Annotated in this window: 14 protein-coding genes; 3 read left to right on the top strand and 11 right to left on the bottom strand. The window is 47.3% G+C overall.

The genetic code is table 11. From position 1 onward, the window contains the following. Positions 1–136: 136 nt before the first annotated feature. The 8 genes from prfB to P8H32_RS00280 all read right to left on the bottom strand — a co-directional run bounded on the left by prfB (position 137) and on the right by P8H32_RS00280 (position 11,890). A protein-coding gene (gene prfB, locus P8H32_RS00315; RefSeq protein ID WP_297293099.1) for a peptide chain release factor 2 occupies positions 137–1,235 on the bottom strand; the annotation gives its coding sequence in 2 pieces (ribosomal slippage) (positions 137–1,159 and positions 1,161–1,235; 1,098 coding nt in all). Positions 1,236–1,380: 145 nt separating this feature from the next. Then, entirely contained in the window at positions 1,381–1,953 is a 573-nt protein-coding gene (locus P8H32_RS00310; RefSeq protein ID WP_297293100.1) for a heme-binding beta-barrel domain-containing protein, read from the bottom strand. A gap of 229 nt (positions 1,954–2,182) precedes the next feature. After that, entirely contained in the window at positions 2,183–3,511 is a 1,329-nt protein-coding gene (aceF, locus tag P8H32_RS00305; protein WP_297293101.1) for a dihydrolipoyllysine-residue acetyltransferase, read from the bottom strand. A 31-nt stretch (positions 3,512–3,542) separates the two neighbouring features. Further along, positions 3,543–6,227: a pyruvate dehydrogenase (acetyl-transferring), homodimeric type gene (gene aceE, locus P8H32_RS00300; RefSeq protein WP_301088165.1), complete on the bottom strand. Its 2,685-nt coding sequence runs from the start codon at positions 6,225–6,227 to the stop codon at positions 3,543–3,545. Between the two features lie 312 nt (positions 6,228–6,539). Continuing rightward, positions 6,540–7,577 carry a response regulator gene (locus P8H32_RS00295; protein WP_301088164.1) on the bottom strand — a complete coding sequence of 346 codons (1,038 nt, stop codon included), beginning with the start codon at positions 7,575–7,577 and terminating at the stop codon, positions 6,540–6,542. 66 nt (positions 7,578–7,643) lie between these two features. Beyond that, entirely contained in the window at positions 7,644–10,529 is a 2,886-nt protein-coding gene (locus tag P8H32_RS00290) for an insulinase family protein (RefSeq protein WP_301088163.1), read from the bottom strand. Positions 10,530–10,555: 26 nt separating this feature from the next. After that, entirely contained in the window at positions 10,556–11,626 is a 1,071-nt protein-coding gene (locus tag P8H32_RS00285; protein WP_297292181.1) for an AI-2E family transporter, read from the bottom strand. Between the two features lie 24 nt (positions 11,627–11,650). Continuing rightward, complete coding sequence (locus P8H32_RS00280; protein WP_301088276.1) at positions 11,651–11,890, bottom strand: sulfurtransferase TusA family protein; 240 nt, start codon at positions 11,888–11,890, stop codon at positions 11,651–11,653. A gap of 310 nt (positions 11,891–12,200) precedes the next feature. Between P8H32_RS00280 and P8H32_RS00275 the strand changes: the two genes are divergently transcribed. Further along, a complete protein-coding gene (locus P8H32_RS00275; RefSeq protein ID WP_297290831.1) occupies positions 12,201–13,652 on the top strand; it encodes a M48 family metalloprotease in 1,452 nt (483 codons plus the stop codon). 93 nt (positions 13,653–13,745) lie between these two features. On the opposite strand, the gene nadA is transcribed toward P8H32_RS00275, so the two are convergent. From nadA to P8H32_RS00260, 3 genes are all read right to left on the bottom strand, one after another. Continuing rightward, positions 13,746–14,801 carry a quinolinate synthase NadA gene (gene nadA / locus P8H32_RS00270; protein ID WP_297290832.1) on the bottom strand — a complete coding sequence of 352 codons (1,056 nt, stop codon included), beginning with the start codon at positions 14,799–14,801 and terminating at the stop codon, positions 13,746–13,748. Between the two features lie 106 nt (positions 14,802–14,907). Continuing rightward, entirely contained in the window at positions 14,908–15,534 is a 627-nt protein-coding gene (locus tag P8H32_RS00265) for a YdcF family protein (protein WP_301088162.1), read from the bottom strand. A gap of 129 nt (positions 15,535–15,663) precedes the next feature. Then, positions 15,664–15,885, bottom strand: a complete 222-nt coding sequence (locus P8H32_RS00260) for a hypothetical protein (protein ID WP_297290834.1) — start codon at positions 15,883–15,885, stop codon at positions 15,664–15,666. Between the two features lie 384 nt (positions 15,886–16,269). Between P8H32_RS00260 and P8H32_RS00255 the strand changes: the two genes are divergently transcribed. Then, positions 16,270–16,461 carry a YhfG family protein gene (locus P8H32_RS00255; RefSeq protein ID WP_301088161.1) on the top strand — a complete coding sequence of 64 codons (192 nt, stop codon included), beginning with the start codon at positions 16,270–16,272 and terminating at the stop codon, positions 16,459–16,461. A gap of 17 nt (positions 16,462–16,478) precedes the next feature. Next, a complete protein-coding gene (locus tag P8H32_RS00250; RefSeq protein ID WP_301088160.1) occupies positions 16,479–17,066 on the top strand; it encodes a Fic family protein in 588 nt (195 codons plus the stop codon). Positions 17,067–17,558: the final 492 nt, after the last annotated feature.

Here is a 17,558-nt window from a genome sequence, read left to right as displayed (position 1 = left end):
GTTAACTCGATTAATTAATTGTTTACGTCATTCCCGCGAAGGCGGGAACCCAGCTCTGGCAATTTCCGCTTTAGCGGAAATAACAGCATAAGCATGCAGTCTGGATTCCCGCCTTCGCGGGAATGACGGTGTGTGTTTACAAGCCCATTTTTAGGGAGGCTTCCATAAATTGATCTAAGTCGCCATCCAGTACATTGTTGCAGTTGCTGGTCTGGACATTGGTGCGCAAATCTTTGATGCGCTGGTCATCCAATACATAAGAACGAATCTGGCTACCCCAGCCGATATCAGCCTTAGTATCTTCCAGTGCCTGGGACGCTTCATTACGCTTTAGCATTTCCATTTCATACAGTTTAGCTTTTAACTGCTTCATGGCTGCATCACGGTTTTTATGCTGCGAACGCTGGCTTTGGCACTGCACCACAATACCGCTGGGCTCGTGGGTAATTCGCACCGCCGAATCGGTTTTGTTAACGTGCTGCCCACCCGCACCACTGGCTCGATAGGTATCGGTGCGCAAATCTGCAGGGTTAATTTCAATATCGATATTATCGTCAACTTCAGGGGAGACAAACACCGAACAAAAAGAGGTATGGCGGCGACTACCGGAATCAAAAGGGGATTTTCTAACCAGCCGATGAACACCGGTTTCGGTGCGCAACCAGCCGAAGGCATATTCACCAGAAAACTGAATAGTGGCTGATTTAATCCCTGCCACATCGCCATCAGAAGCCTCCATTAATTCGGTCTTAAAGCCTTTTGACTCACCCCAGCGCAAATACATCCGGCAGACCATTTCTGCCCAGTCCTGGGCCTCGGTACCACCGGAGCCGGACTGAATTTCAAGGAAGGCATTATTGGCATCCATCTCACCGGAGAACATCCGACGAAATTCCAGCTTGGCCAAATGCTCACTCAGGCCGTCAATTTCCGACTCCACTTCGGCAAAGGTATCTTCGTCCTCTTCTTCAACTGCCATCTCTAACAGTTCAGTTAAGTCACTTAAGCCAGTGGTCATGGTATCGATGGTTTTAACCACGGCTTCTAAGGATGAGCGTTCACGCCCCAATTCCTGTGCCCGTTCAGGCTGCTCCCAAACCGCAGGTTCGCCTAGCTCGAGCTCAACCTCAGCCAATTGCTCTTTCTTGGCATCATAGTCAAAGGTACCCCCTAAGGACTTCAGTCCTCTCGGTCAGGTCTTTGATACTCTGCTTGATCGCGCCTACTTCTATCATGGCTATGGGGCTGCCTTAGCTTGTTTGGGAAAGCGCGGCATTTTACAGTAAGTGCAGGGGTAGGTAAATCGCAGTAAGCTGCCGTTCCCGCGCAGGCGGGAACCTACAGTGCTGGGTTCCCGCCTGCGCGGGAACGACGTTGGGGTCAAACTTTTACTAGAGTGCTGTTATCGGTATGGTCGAATTTACGGCCATAGATATCTAAAAAGGTGGTCTGAGAGTAGGACATCTTATCGCCATCCACCTCCAGATTGATTTTAAAACCGGTGGTTTTGGCGTTATCCCGCATAAAAGGGGATTGGGCTACACCCCAGTCACCCCCCTCTTCCGATTCAACAGTAATAGATACCGCGTCATCATCCATAGACCCTATATCGAAATCACCACCGGCAACTAAACTAACAGCTCTGGGAATGGTCAAGGTAAACATTACCGTGCCAGCCGCAGGATCCCAAACCCAATAACCCAGCTGGTCATGAAACTGTTGGCCATCTTTCTTGTGATAAACCTTTTGGTGGTAGCGCACAACACCCAGCGTCTGTTTACCGGCATTGGTAACATCCCCTACAATCTCAAAGACAATCTCTTCGCTAAAGGGATTTTCCTTTTTGGAGCCGTCTTCCTCAGGGGCTATATCCATACCCTTCTCACCCCTCCAAGTACCGGGTAATAATGCCAAAGGGCCAAAATCTACGTCATCAATTATTGTCTCTATCATTACACCTTACCCTTAGGCCATCCATCATTGAACAGTGATAATTTATACCAGCCGCCCGCCTATTGCGAATTCAATCTGCCAATAGCATTTCCCATTCTCTGTCATTCCCGCGAAGGCGGGAATCCAGCCTGCATGCTTATGCTGTTATTTCCGCTAAAGCGGAAATCTACAGTACTGGGTTCCCGCCTTCGCGGGAATGACGTTGCTTTGATGAAAAGGAGTGAGAGCGTTAAAGAGCCAAACGACGGATGTCGCCAAGTACTGCGGTTAGATAGGTAAAGAACCGACCAGCATCACCGCCATTGATAGCACGATGATCATAAGACAAAGATAAAGGCAGCATTTTTCTGGGCATAAACTCATTACCATCCCAAACCGGCTTGGTCGCCAATTTGGAAACACCCAGTATCGCCACTTCAGGGGCATTAACAATAGGCGTAAAGCCCTGGCCACCAATACCACCCAGGCTGGAAATGGTAAAACAACCACCCTGCATCTCCACAGGTTTTAACTGACGGTCTTTCGCCCTGGTAGCCAGCTCAACCGTTTCAGCGGCCAAATCCCAAATGGATTTTCTATCCACATCTTTAATAACTGGCACAACCAAACCGGCCGGCGTATCCACCGCCACACCGATATTAATAAAGTGCTTATATACCATGCTCTCACCATCGGCAGAGAGGGAGGCATTAAACTTGGGATTATCACGCAAGGCTGCCGCACAAGCCTTCAATAAAAACGGCAGCGGTGTAATCTTCACACCACGCTTTTCCGCTTCCGCTTTTAGCGACTGACGGAAATCTTCAAGGTTAGTAATATCTGCATCATCAAACTGGGTAACATGGGGAATATTCAACCAGTTGCGCTGCATATTATGGGCAGTCATCTTATGAATTTTCGTTAACGGCTCAACCGTGATTTCACCAAACTTACTAAAATCAACCTCAGGGATGGCAGGAATACCTGCACTGCCCGATGCGGGCTTCTCTGTCAGTGCCGTTTTTACATAAGCCTTTAAATCATCTTTGGAAATTCTGTTTTTGGGGCCACTGCCCTTCACCTGATCTAGCTCAACACCCATTTCACGGGCCAAACGACGAACAGCAGGACCGGCATAGATATGGCCGCCGGATGACGGTTTTTCTGTGGGGGTAACTTTTGCAGGTTCAGCGATAACTGGGGTAGGCGCTTCAACAGCCTTAGGAGTTTCTACCTTAGCAGGAGCCGCAGCAGTAACAGGTTCTGGCTCAGGCGCAGCAACAGGCTCTTCAACCGTCTCCTCAACGGGCTCTTCGGCAACAGGCTCAGGAGCAGCTTCAGCCGCTGTTTCCAATTCAAGAATCACATCGCCTTCAGACAACGAATCACCATCACTAATAGTGATAGCAATGACTTTACCCGCCATAGGCGAAGGCACTTCCATTGAAGCCTTATCTGACTCAAGTACCACCAAAGATTCTTCCTTCTCAACGGTATCGCCAACAGCCACGCAGATCTCTACAACCTCTACGCCTTCTGCTCCACCGATATCCGGCACTTTAATAATTTCTTTACTCACACTGACTACCTGAATTAAGTTTTAAAAAAGATTAACAGTTCATGGGGTCGCGCTTATCACCGCTGATCCCAAAGTCTTGAGCCGCTTTAACCACCACCGAAACATCCAGCTTGCCTTCATCAACCAAAGACTTAAGGGCAGCCAGGACAATAAAGTAACGGTCTACTTCAAAGTGATAACGTAATTTTGTGCGGGTATCGGAGCGACCAAAACCATCAGTACCCAACACGCGGAACTGACGACGAATAAACGGCGCAATCTGTTCGCCATAGGACTTCATATAATCTGTGGCACAAATCACCGGGCCTTCATGCCCTTCCAACTGATCGGCAACGTAAGACCTTTTCGGTGCCTGGTCAGGGTTCATCACATTCCAGCGGTCACACTCCATACCATCACGACGCAGTTCATTGATGCTGGTCATACTCCAGATATCGGCATCCACATCAAAATCTTTGCGCAAAATAGTTGCCGCCTCTTCAACCTCACGAAGAATAGAACCGCTACCCATTAGTTGAACGGTATGGATGTTATTATTCTCGGCTTTTTGCAGCAAATACATCCCTTTGATAATGCCCTCTTCACAATCTACAGGCATCTCAGGGTGGTGATAGTTTTCATTTTCAATGGTGATGTAATAGAAGCAGTTTTCTTTGTCTTCATACATACGTTTCAAACCGTTTTGAATAATCACGGTTAGCTCATAAGCGTAAGTAGGATCGTAGGCAACGCAATTCGGGATCATATTAGCCATCAGTAGACTATGACCATCCTGGTGCTGCAAACCCTCACCGTTTAAGGTAGTGCGACCTGCGGTAGCACCCATCAGGAAACCCCGCGCCTGGGTATCACCAGCAGCCCAGGCCAAATCCATAATGCGCTGGAAGCCAAACATGGAATAGAACACATAAAAAGGCACCATGGGATAACCATGGTTGCTGTATGAGGTGGCCGCCGCCAGCCAGGCAGAAAATGCACCGGCCTCATTAATACCCTCTTCCAGAATCTGGCCTTTTTCATCTTCTTTGTAATACATAATCTGGTCGGCATCATGGGGCATGTAACGCTGACCCTGTGATGAATAAATACCCAGCTGACGGAACATACCTTCCATACCAAAGGTGCGGGCCTCATCGGGGACGATAGGCACTACACGCTCACCAATCTTCTTATCTTTGGTCAGCGTAGACAGTGTTCTTACAAAGGACATAGTGGTAGAAATTTCACGCTTGCCACTGCTCTTTAACTGGCTTTTTAAATCGTCCAGTTGCGGTACTTCCAGGGCATTAAAATCAGGATTACGGGAAGGAATATACCCACCCAGCTCTGCACGGCGCTTGCGCATATAAACCATTTCCGGGCTATCCTGGGCCGGGCGGTAATAAGGCACATCTTTTAATTCTTCATCACTGATTGGAAGCGCAAAGCGATCGCGGAATTTTTTCAGGCTTTCCAGATCAAGTTTTTTCAGTGAATGGGTTTCATTCTGCGCTTCACCGGAGTCACCCATACCGTAACCTTTTACGGTCATGGCTAACACTACGGTGGGTTGGCCGTTATTTTGGTTAACGGCTTGATCGTAGGCGGCGTAAACCTTGTAAGGGTCATGACCGCCACGGTTTAAATACATAATATCGTCATCGGACAAGTCAGAAACCAACTCCAATAACTCAGGGTATTTACCAAAGAAGTGCTCACGGGTGTAGGCACCGCCGTTGGCTTTATAGTTTTGCAGCTCGCCATCACAGACTTCATTCATGCGTTTTTTCAGCAGCCCGGTTTTATCTTTTTCTAACAGGGCATCCCAGTGGCGCCCCCAGATCACTTTAATCACATTCCAGCCAGCACCGCGAAATACACCTTCAAGCTCCTGGATAATTTTACCGTTACCACGAACAGGTCCATCAAGGCGCTGCAGATTACAGTTCACCACAAAAATCAGGTTATCCAAATGCTCGCGACCGGCTTTGGCAATAGCGCCTAAAGATTCAGGCTCATCACACTCGCCATCTCCCAAAAAGGCCCAGACTTTGCGATCACTGTGCTGAACCAATTCACGGCTCTGCTGATATTTCATAACATGGGCTTGATAGATAGCCTGAATCGGGCCGAGGCCCATAGATACCGTTGGGAACTGCCAATAGTCAGGCATTAACCAGGGGTGGGGGTAAGAGGACAAACCATTGCCCCCCACTTCACGACGGAAATTATCTAACTGCTCTTCTGTTAGACGCTCCTCAAGAAATGAGCGAGCATACATACCTGGCGCACTGTGGCCCTGATAATAAATAAGGTCACCGGGGCCATTATCATTACCTTTAAAGAAATAGTTAAAACCAATATCGTACAGTGTGGCCGCAGAAGAAAAGGTAGAGATATGCCCCCCCAGACCTTCATCATTATCATTGGCCCGCATAACCATGGCCAGGGCATTCCAACGAATCAGCGAGCGAATTCTGCGCTCCATAAATAAATCGCCCGGCATGCGGCGTTCATCAACGGGCTTGATGGTATTTCTAAAGGGTGTGGTAATAGCCGAGGGAACCTGGCTGCCTGACTGAGCCACTTTTTCAGCCAGGGTCTTTAAAAGGTAAGTTGCCCGCTCAGGGCCGCCCTCCTGCCCTAAAACATCGTTTAATGCTTCAAGCCATTCGGCCGTTTCCGTTGGGTCATTATCCTGCATAGCAATACCTTGGTTAAATATATCTTCATTCATTGGTGAGTATAGAAGCTTGGGTGAGTCCTGCAGAAAACCTGCAAACACGGCATCTGTAACAGCTACAGCGCCAGATATGTAAAAATTTTACAGGACTAAATATAATTTTCAATAGCTTTGGCGAAACAGCTCCCAAATAACCCGTCATTCCCGCGCAGGCGGGAATCCAGCCTGCATGCTCATGCTGTTATTTCCGCAAAGCGGAAATTGACAGCACTGGATTCCCGCCTGCGCGGGAATGACGGCGTGGAGGCTTTTGTGCCCTCCTAAAGAATGCCTACCCTTTATGTAAAAAAACTACATACTGAATATTCAATCCGCAATCAGCAGATATTTGACCCGGTTATTATCCAGCGCCACCGCATTCCAATCCCCGGTAGATACGCTCTCAATGTCAACGGGATAGCTATATTGAGGGGTTGTCGCACCATAGGCGGCCAGCTCAATACGTATAGCTGCCCCTGCCCTCTGGGATTGCTTGCGCAGAGCGGCGAATCCTGAGCTTTGCGCTATCGATTGACGCATCGCCATAGCGCCGGAAACTCCAATAACATCACAGGCGGTTAAGGGCAGCTCTGGCGACGGCAACATCATTACCTCAGAGCCATCCGCCAAGGATATTTGAGACAAGCAAAAGTCACCGACATGCCCCTCGATACGAATCGCCCCACGAAAACCGGCCTGTTCCAGTAAAGGCAGTATCGTTTCCAGCAAAGCCAGGCGGTTGCCCCCCATAGGCACCTCGCCATAATCGTAGGTTTGCTGGCGATTCATCAAAGCCTCAATAACACCAAAGGTTTTAGCTTGTTGTTGCTGTAACAGCTTAATCTCTACCTGCTCATCGACATAAAGGCTAATTAACCAAACGATGGAAACCACCCAAATTAATACAAATAACGATTGCCGAGCTGAGCCATAAAAGGGTGGAGTTACGACAACAGTATCGGGGACAACAACCGGCTCAATCTCGGTTTCTATCCTGGTATCACGGTTATTGACCTGCTCCAAAATACGGGACAAATCACTGGCACTCGCCGGCTTGGTTAAGATATCAACCGCCCCCAAAGCCCTGGCCTGACCAAGATAGATATCACCCTGTTTGGTGGTGTGCATAACAATAGGGATAGAAGCAATATCCGGGTCAGCTTTAATCGCCTTAACTGCGGCAAAGCCATCCATACCCGGCATCATATGATCCATAAAAATTACATCGGGCTTATTACCCTGCAGGTACTCCAGCGCCTCTTCACCAGACTCCGCCATCGCAACGTCAACATCATATTTAGCGAGCATTTTCCGCAGCAATAGTCTGGCGGTTTTTGAGTCATCAACAATTAAAACTAGACGCACGTCCAGGGCATCCTCAATAGTAAAAAAGCTACTAACAAAGATAGCCTGAATCGCTTAAATATCTAGTTACTGAAAAGTATAAACCGGTAGCGGTGCTTTAAAATCTGCAGGCACTTTTATCGGCTCACCCTGAACGGTTGCCTGGTCGGCAAACTGGCCCACGGTATAAACAGTAATACGCCGCTTATTTTCAATCACATCCTCGGCAAAGAATTGTTGCCATTGTTGATAAGTCAGGGACTCCATAGCCGCAATTAACTGCTCACGAAAATCAAACTGATAATAATTCTGGCTAATATCCGCCCAATAACGCTGCGCCTGTTGTGCAAGATTTTGCGGCTGTTCAGACAGTTTTGATAACACAGCCTTGCGCTGCCGGTCGAAATCCTGCTCACTAATATCCGCTATCGATAAAAAACGCTGTTGAATAAACTGGTTAATTTCCTGCTCCAATGTTTCCGGGCCGGCCACCGGTGACTGCACCAGAAAATATAAACCCGCTACATCCATCAATGGGTAAGCACCTGAGGTCACAACATAGCCCAGCTGTTTTTCAGTTCGCAGGCTAGTGTAAAAATCAGAGCGCAGGATTTGTGCTGTCACCCCCATTGCTGCTCGTCTAACTTTATCGGTGTCTATAGCCTGGATATAAAGCATCAGGGACGCATCGCTATATTGGCTTTTTACCTCGCGGGAGAAGGGCTTGTCGGATAATTGAATAACCTCTATCGCCACCGGTGAAGCGGCTTTCCCTAACAAAGTACGACTAACACTGGCAGCATAACGCTCGGCGTCTCGCTGCAAATAGTTACCATAAACCAGCATATCGATTTGTACCGCAGACAATAGCCTTTCCCGGTAGGCTTTTACTTGTTGCAGGGTAACCGCTTTGTAAATAGCTAACTGCTGCTCATAGGGCCAGCTATTTTTATACAACAGGTCGGGCAGTTCACCCGTGATTAAATGGTAAGGCTGTTGCTTATCCCTGTTTTCAAGACGACGGATATGCTCAAGCTTAATATCTTCAAAGCGCTTGGGGTTAAAAACCGGGGATGATAAGGTCGCTAAAATCTTCTCTAACAACAGCGCTTGCTTATCGCTAAAGCCTTTAATTTTTACCGAGAAGCCACGCACATGGGCATTTAAGGAATAATTTAAGCCAGCCAGTGTGGCTGAATAAGACATCTCATTAAGCTCGTCCGCCAGCAACGCTGTCAGCAACTGCAATTGCACTCGATGTTCAGCAGAATCATTAGCCACCGGCGAACGCACACTAAACTGCAAACTGCCCCGGGGTGAAGCAAACCTGTCCGCGGACTTAAACCATAAACGCAGTCCATCCTTATCACTTAATAAAGCGGGCACATCCGTGCTGGATGCAGGCTCAACAATCGACAAATCTTCAGCAACAAATACATTCCTTTCTGGCAAGGTGATTTGCTCATTAACACCTGCAGCCGCCAATGCATTTAATTGCTCGGTAGACGTTTTAGTAACGGTGTAATCCGCCTGATAGAAATAGCTTTGCTTATCCGTTTTAACGGAAGGAGCCGTTAATGTCACAATACTATTTTGAGGGGTTAAATAAGCCAGATAATCCTCGACCAACTCAGCATCATAGTGAGTCATTAATGAACCCGCTCGCAACACATCCCGGGCGGGGTAATAATGCATCTCTGACGACAAGCCACTGGCATAGCGAATGGCGGGTGATTTTTGCTGGAAGCGAAATTGCTGCTCGGCAATCGCTTTTTGCTCGGCGAACAACCAGGCTTTATCATCTGACACTTTTATTCGGTTAATTGCCTGAAAAACTGCCACAACAATATCATCAGAGGCAGCAACACCGGCTTCAGTTAATTGGATGGTAATATTAAAGGTAGCGCCGCCGCTATAACTTAAACCCAGGCCAGCCCCTAAACCTTCGGCCCAACCCTGCGCTTTTAAATAAGACAGCAAACTGCCTTTACCTTCGTGGCCCAAAATATTGCCCAGAAAGCTGGTCGGTTTTTGCTGGTAGTGCTGCACCACTTCCGGGGTAGGAAAGGCTATTGATAGCATACGGACAGATTGCCCAGGTTTTATCTCCAGCGTCATAGGCAAGCTTCCCTCTGCCATTAAAGACTCTGGGATATCCTCAATCTGCCGCTGATTATTGCGCACCACCGAGAATTTACTTCTGGCCATCGCTTCAAGATCATCCAAAGACTCGCGCCCTACCAACACCAACGTCATAATACTGGCGGAATAGTGTTGATCATAAAACTCAAGTAACTGGTCCCTTAAGCTACCATTGATGGCCTTTTCTCCGGCCGTGGATAGTGTTTCAAGATTACCCACACTTAATGTGGCAAAGGGATGCTCGGGGTTAATTACTGCTTTAAAAATATCGGCACCTTTGCGGCGCTCATCTTTAATCTTGGCCGTGTATTCCGAATGCACGGCATTTTTTTCGCGCTCTACATAATCTTCAGTAAATAAAGGCGCAACAAAAAACTGCGAAAACCGATCCAGGGCTGGCTCAAAACTATTGGGATCAATATCAAAGAAATAATTAGTATGCTCAAAAGACGTATAAGCATTATGGCTGCCGCCATGACTACTAATAAATGCTTGATACTCGCCGGCCTCAGGGTATTTTTCAGTCCCCAAAAACAGCATATGCTCTAAAAAGTGAGCCAGGCCCTGATAGTCTTGTGGATCTTGTCGACTACCCACATTCACATCCAGGGAAGCAGCAGCGCGCTCTGTTTTTTGATCAGATACCAATAGAACTTTCAGTTGGTTTGGCAGCGTAATATAGCGATAGTCACGATGATCATTTTCACTTTTAATCACCGCCTCGGTATTGTCGCCGGGCAGTACCCCACTACAAGACGTTAATACTATTAACGCAGCGGCTAGAATAGCAAAGCAAAAGGGCTTAAAAAGTCGAGCAATAAAGCTGATCATTAATGAGTGTTTCCTGTTAATCGCACTTATTCTGCAGCGGCGTTCCCAGACTTGGCAACCGGCCATGCATTAATAACAGCCTTAATCAAAGTCGCCAACGGGATGGCAAAGAACACACCCCATAAACCCCAAAATCCTCCGAAGACCAACACAGCCAAAATAATGGCTACGGGATGTAAATTAACGGCTTCAGAAAACAATAAAGGCACTAGTACATTGCCATCTAACGCCTGGATAACGGCATAGATAGCAATCAGGGTAAGAAATTCAGAGCTCCAACCCCATTGGAAAAAAGCAATCATCGCAATAGGCAAGGTTACTACCGCAGCGCCAATAAAGGGAATCACCACTGACAGGCCAACTAACACACCCAGTAAGGCGGCATAATTTAAGCCAAACAGGGTAAACACTAAATAACTCACCAGGCCAACAATCACTATTTCAACGGCCTTGCCACGCACATAATTAGCCACCTGGTCATTCATTTCATGCCAAATTTTTTCGAGCATCGGACGCTGTTCTGGCAAAAAACCGCCCATCCAATTCAGCAGCACCTGGCGGTCTTTTAGAAAAAAGAACACCAGGATAGGTACCAATACGACAAAGATCAGAATACCAACCACATTGGGAATTTTTGAAATTGAAAATGACAGTACTGACTGCCCCATTTTGGCGGTTTCAGAACGAGCTAGCACAATCCACTCTTGAATTTGCTGCTCGGTAAAAATCGAAGGGTATTTTTCTGGCAACACCAACATCAGTTGCTGCCATTGCGACATCATCCCCGGTAATTCATTAAACAGATTGGCCATCTGGTTCCAGGCCAGCGGAAGAATAACCAGCAAGGCGGTTAAAAAGGTACCCACAAAGATAATAAAGGCGATACTTACCGATGCCCACTGGGGCACATTGCGAGCAGTAAGCTGGCCAATCAAACCCTGCATCATAAAGGCAAGAATCAGGCTAGTGATGGCAGGCGCTAACATATTACCCATGGTGATCAACACCACCATACTGCAGGCAATCAGCAGTAATAGGATAATCGATTCTTCTTCTACAAAGATTTGATCAAGCCAACGTCTGAATATTTTTATCATAGAGTTTCCGAAAGCGCTGTACGCTTATTTTTTTTCCAGTAGGTAATGATAGATGCCATCAATTTCCTGCCGCCGCAGCAAGTGGTGGCCACTGTGGTCGGCAAACACTTGAAAGTCACGCCATGAACCCTGGTCGGTTGCTGTGACCTTTAGCTGCTCGCCGCTAGCCATAGCGTTTAAGGCCTGCTTGGCTTTCAACAGCGGCAATGGGCATGGCAAACCACAGGTATCCAATTCGTTCATACGGGAAAGCGCAACTAACAGTTATAAAAAGGCACTAGTATAGCTGGATGAATGTATAGACCCAAGTGATTAGCTCTTTAAAGACAGAATGGAATTTTATGCCCACAATCACATCCAACCACCGTCATTCCCGCGAAGGCGGGAATAACAGCATAACCATGCAGGCTGGATTCCCGCCTTCGCGGGAATGACGAGAGTTTTTTTGGGAATGACGAGAGTTTTTTGGGAATGACGAGAGTTTTTTTGGGAATGACGGTGGTGTTAGCGCCATTGCCCATAAACCGCTAAAGTGCGACTATTAGAACCAGACTTACAAGGATCACCAACAATAGTGAAAAACCTTCTACTCACTTTATGGACACTTCTAGCGGCTTTGCTGATAAACCCAGCCACCGCACAGGTAAAACAAGAGATTGAACTCCCCGAACTCGGTGATGCCTCCTCTGCCCTATTCTCGCTAGACAAAGAATATCAACTGGGCCGCGCCTGGTTGCGAGTGTTTCGCAGTAGAGTTGAAATTGTCTCTGACCCCCTGCTGCAAGGCTATGTTGAAGAGTTAACGTACAAACTCGCCACCCACAGTGAACTCAAAGACCGCCGGCTCGATATTATTATTGTGAACAATCAGGCGATCAATGCCTTTGCCGTCCCCGGCGGCGTACTGGGCATCCACAATGGCCTGCTATTGCAAGCAGAAACCGAGGCACAGTTTGCCTCTGTTATGTCCCACGAATTAGCCCACCTTAGCCAGCGCCACTTTGCCCGCAGTGTAGAAGCCCAAAAGCGCAACGCTATTCCCAATATGGCCGGTTTGCTGGCCGGTATTATTCTTGCCGCAACTGAAGGAGGCAATGCCGGTATGGTCGCGATAGCAGCTACCCAGGCCGCCAGTTTGCAAAACCAACTGCGCTATAGCCGCCTGCATGAACAGGAAGCAGACCGCACCGGAATGGAAACCATGGTAAGGGCAGATATGGATCCCAGCGCTGCCGCGGGGATGTTTGAAGTGATGCAACAGGCTTCGCGCTATTATGGCAACCGCCCGCCAGAGTTTTTATTGACTCACCCAGTGACCGAAAGCCGGATCAGCGATGCCCGCAACCGCTCGCGGCAGTACCCTCGAAAAATGTATACCGATAACCCCAACTTCCAATTGATGCGAGCACGGGTGGAAATCAGCTTTATTGATAGCAGCAAAGACGCCGTAAAACATTTTCGCGCCAAACTGGAAAAACCCAGCCGCTACCCGGATGCCGACCAATACGGGCTGATACTGGCCCTGACAGCCAACAGCGAGTTTGAAGAAGCACAGCAGCGCCTAAACACCTTGATGGCCGCCGAGCCTAATGAAATCAGTTATATGCTAGCCCTGGCTGAGCTACAAATGGCCTCCGGCCAATTACTGGAAGCCATCAATCTATTAGAGGGCGCCCTCTCCTTTACACCCAACAGCCACCCTATCAGTATGATGCTGGCCAGAACTTATCTGTTAGCCAACCAACCTCATCGCGCCGAAGCCCTGCTGGAACAACATACCACAGTAAAACCCAACGACCCTTCGGTTTGGTATTTGCTGGCAGAAACTCATGGGTTGGCGGGAAATATTATTGGCGTACACCGGGCAAGGGCTGAATATTTTGTCTTGAATGGTGTTTTGGATAGAGCCGCAAAGCAGCTCAGCTATGCTTTACCACTGGTCAAAAACGACCATTTAACCAGCGCTAAAATCAAACAAAGGATTGTGCAGATAAAACAGCTGGAAGTGCAGATGAGTAATCTTTAAGCAATGTCATTCCCCCAAACGTCATTCCCGCGCAGGCGGGAACCCAGCACTGTAGATTCCCGCCTTCGCGGGAATGACAGAACAACTACCCCCTTATTTACCCGCAGAAAAATTCAGCATCCGCGTTAGCGGCCTCATCGCCTGCTCACCCAAACCCTGGTCAACAAACACTTCACTAGCACCGGTCTCTAACACATCCGCCATATTATCCAGGGCATTCATCGCCATCCACGGGCAACTGGCACAGCTACGGCAAGTAGCACCGCTACCTGCAGTAGGGGCAACAATAAATTCCTTATGGGGAATTTGTTGCTGTAACTTATAAAAAATCCCTTGATCCGTTGCCACAATAAACTGCTTATTGGGCATAGTTTCAGCGGCATGGATAATCTGCGAGGTTGAACCCACATAGTCCGCCATCTTCACCACAGGCTCTGGGGATTCAGGATGCACCAAAATGGCAGCATCCGGATAAATTGCTTTTAGGTCTTGCAGGCCTTTGGCTTTAAATTCTTCATGCACAATACAGGCGCCATCCCACATTAAGACATCGGCACCGGTTTCACGCTGTACATAACTGCCTAAATGCTTATCGGGAGCCCACAGGATTTTTTCGCCCTGGGCATCTAAATGCTCAACCACCTTTAAGGCAATGCTGGACGTCACCACCCAATCAGCCCTGGCTTTTACAGCTGCGGAGGTATTGGCATAAACCACCACCGTACGGTCAGGGTGTTGATCACAAAAAGCGGAGAACTCATCGGCAGGACAGCCAATATCCAGAGAACAAGTTGCCTCTAAGGTGGGCATTAACACGCGTTTTTCAGGTGAGAGAATTTTGGCTGTTTCGCCCATAAACTTAACACCGGCAACCACCAGTGTTGATGCTGGATTGTCACGGCCAAAACGGGCCATTTCCAGAGAGTCAGAAACACAGCCACCGGTCTCCTCAGCCAGCTCCTGAATCACGGGATCAGTATAATAATGAGCGACCAGTACGGCGTTTTCCCGTACCAGTAAATCTTTAATGCGCTGCTTAAGCTGCTGTTGCTGGTCACCGCTCAGGGGCTTTGGTTGGTGCAAATGTTCCAGATGATCACGCACGAGCTGCTGGTCAGCGGCATCGTGAGACATAACGGCTTCTGCCATGGAAAATAAACCTCAAATACAAACAGATAATAATTGGCCGCATTTTAACAGAAAAATGTTAATTAACGGCACAATAACCCGCCATTAATACAATATAGTTGCGATGCTAGCCCAGAACTTTAGCCAAAACACGCGCCACCCCATACCAGTGGTTATAGAAGGCTTCTTTAATCCAGCGGGTTAAACTATCTGGAGAAAGAGCTAAATGCTCTTCTGCTGCCACTGCCACAACCGACAATGGAATAGCATTGGCCATCGCGATTAATCTGGGCAGATGATAGCGATTGGATATCAGGGTTAGTTCACTACAATGCTCAACCATCGGTTGAATGCACTGTAGATTTTCCAGAGTATGCCGGGAAACCTGCTCCAGGAATACAGCCTCTTTATCAACACCGCTCTCTAGTAAAATCTCGCCAGCGACGGCAGCTTCAGTACGAGTATTATTATAAGTACGCCCACCCAGGGCATAAATAGCAACAGGGCATTGATGCCATAACTGTTTCACCTTCTCCAGGCGCCGCATAAATTCCTGGTCCGGCAAATCATTGATTAACTGTTTACCGGGCACCACATAGGCCTCAGCTTTATCAACCCATGAAGGTAAACGCGCAGCCACCACTAGAGTCCATACTAACGAGTAAAGCAAACTAAAACCGGCTGTTAGCATAATAAGCAACAGCGTTAGTATTAATGCCGTTAAGCCATAATCACCAACACGATGGTTAAACATAAAAGATCTCGCTTATTATTATTGTTGACTGGCCGCGGCCATTAACTGCTCGCGCATCCTATCACCCCCCCTTAAAATGCGTCCAGCCAAAAGACGATGGAAGTAGGAGCGTTGTTTTGATAAATCGGGCTAAGACACTAGTGAACTATCCGAATCATCAAGAAACTGCCGCACCACCGCATGGCAGCGTTTAACAAAGCCAGCCTCTTGCTCATTCATCCCGGTAAAAAGCTCCCCATGCTTCACCTCAAACAACGACACAGCAGCTACCATCAAGCATTCGCGCTCAGATGTAGCCTGCGCCATTAGCTCGATAGTCGTGTATCCCTGATAGAATTTCTTATTAGCCATTGCCCTCAGAAAAGAGGGTTGGATATGACCAATAAAACACGGCTGTAACATGGGGAGAACCTCTCGACCTGAAAACCATAAAACGTCGTCTCTTATGTATTAAGACACTTAAGAGAGCAAAATCCCCACCTCTAACTCAATATTTAGCTAGCCGAAAGCTGCTTAGCCGTCCCCGGCAAATCACGGCCTTTTATCTGTAGAATTGCTCCCCTTTCTTATAGGTTATTGATTTATGGATACTTTAAACCACCGTTGAGGCCTATACCCCATCACAAAAGAACAAGCCGGGGTAAAGATGCCCCGCACAACGCCGCCAAAAATCAGTACCAACCAATAAGGCACTCTGAATACTCGACGGGTTATGATATAATTTTGGTTAATTGAATGAACGAAAGACTGTATCTGATAAAAGCTAACCAACAAACCTCATTAGCCACTAAACAAGCCTTTATAGCCAAAAACCGGCTATCTAACTATCTTGCCAGCCTTAAATTAGAAGGTATCGAGCCCCCTTCACACACTGCCAACAAACCTCTTGCAAAAGCAAAGGTTATTGCTAAGTATCAGACCCGCTAATAAAGCCGAAACCGCCAATGGTAGATAAGTATGGAACAGAGGAAGACCCTGACTGCTATCCTGGCACTTCAACCTTAATCAATCTCCTTAATATTACAGATAACAAAACGCTTGAAAGTGCAGAGCGCGATATTACTGAGGCTTGTGTCGCCGAATTAGAATTTCAAACACCGCCTTATAACCTTGATTATTTATGTACAATACATAAACAAATTTTTCAGGATATCTATCCGTGGGCCGGACAGCTTCGTCAGCTAGATATCAGTAGGGGATCCACACACTTTTGCAACGTTAACTTTATAAATCGTGAATCTGAAAAATTATTTGTCAAGTTTTCAGAGCAACACTATTTTGAAGGTTTAAAACGTGAAAGTCTTATCCCCCTAGTTGCGGAATTTTACGGCGACTTAAATATGATCCACCCTTTTCGCGAGGGCAATGGCCGTACCCAACGAATTCTTTTTGAACATATTATTAATGCGGGCTTCGAAATATTCTGGGAGCCTGTTAACCACGAACAATGGGTGAAAGCCAATATTGCTGCTGTAACCTGCGATTACACACCACTTAAACCATATTTGGCCTTTGTATTGGCAATCCATTAGATTAATTTTATGACTCCTTTAAACCGCCGCTTTAGTATTGCCCCCATGATGGATAGGATCAAGGCATTCACTTTTGAATTATTTTCAATAGCTTACAAGAACCCAATTTATACTGGTAGCACTTTGGTTGCACTACAATTGAGAAATTCTCTTTCAACCCAGAAGCTCAACCAGTTGTATAGTGCCGGGGAACTTCCTTCAATCAACTGCCAGTCATCATATTCAAAATTTACCAGCGATTTTTTATCCAAGGCTAAAATTAGGCTAAATTGCAGTAGCCCTACATAAGGAATTGAAGGGTGTATAGAAAAAGGACAGCCGGCAGGCGAGAAAATGAATGTTGTGTCAGAGTGGTGAAATTGGCAGACACAGGGGTTAAGCGTAAGCCAGTGTCTTTAAAAAAATGAGTCCCACCTTTTGTGCCAGTGATGCTGCACGATGCCGCTATAGCCGGTCATTTTGCCGAGGCTATGCTGGAGCGTGGGGTTTATG

It is taken from the genome of Oceanicoccus sp. (assembly GCF_029238675.1).
GTDB lineage: Bacteria > Pseudomonadota > Gammaproteobacteria > Pseudomonadales > Dasaniaceae > Oceanicoccus.
This window is presented reverse-complemented; position numbering and strand designations above follow the sequence as displayed.

What these genes read in the sequence shown, in the direction of transcription:
- P8H32_RS00310 (WP_297293100.1), bottom strand. Translation starts at nt 1,953, where the DNA reads ATGATAGAGACAATAATTGATGACGTAGATTTTGGCCCTTTGGCATTA.
- aceE (WP_301088165.1), bottom strand. Translation starts at nt 6,227, where the DNA reads ATGAATGAAGATATATTTAACCAAGGTATTGCTATGCAGGATAATGAC.
- P8H32_RS00290 (WP_301088163.1), bottom strand. Translation starts at nt 10,529, where the DNA reads ATGATCAGCTTTATTGCTCGACTTTTTAAGCCCTTTTGCTTTGCTATT.
- P8H32_RS00285 (WP_297292181.1), bottom strand. Translation starts at nt 11,626, where the DNA reads ATGATAAAAATATTCAGACGTTGGCTTGATCAAATCTTTGTAGAAGAA.
- nadA (WP_297290832.1), bottom strand. Translation starts at nt 14,801, where the DNA reads ATGGCAGAAGCCGTTATGTCTCACGATGCCGCTGACCAGCAGCTCGTG.
- P8H32_RS00265 (WP_301088162.1), bottom strand. Translation starts at nt 15,534, where the DNA reads ATGTTTAACCATCGTGTTGGTGATTATGGCTTAACGGCATTAATACTA.
- P8H32_RS00260 (WP_297290834.1), bottom strand. Translation starts at nt 15,885, where the DNA reads ATGGCTAATAAGAAATTCTATCAGGGATACACGACTATCGAGCTAATG.
- P8H32_RS00255 (WP_301088161.1), top strand. Translation starts at nt 16,270, where the DNA reads ATGAACGAAAGACTGTATCTGATAAAAGCTAACCAACAAACCTCATTA.
- P8H32_RS00250 (WP_301088160.1), top strand. Translation starts at nt 16,479, where the DNA reads ATGGTAGATAAGTATGGAACAGAGGAAGACCCTGACTGCTATCCTGGC.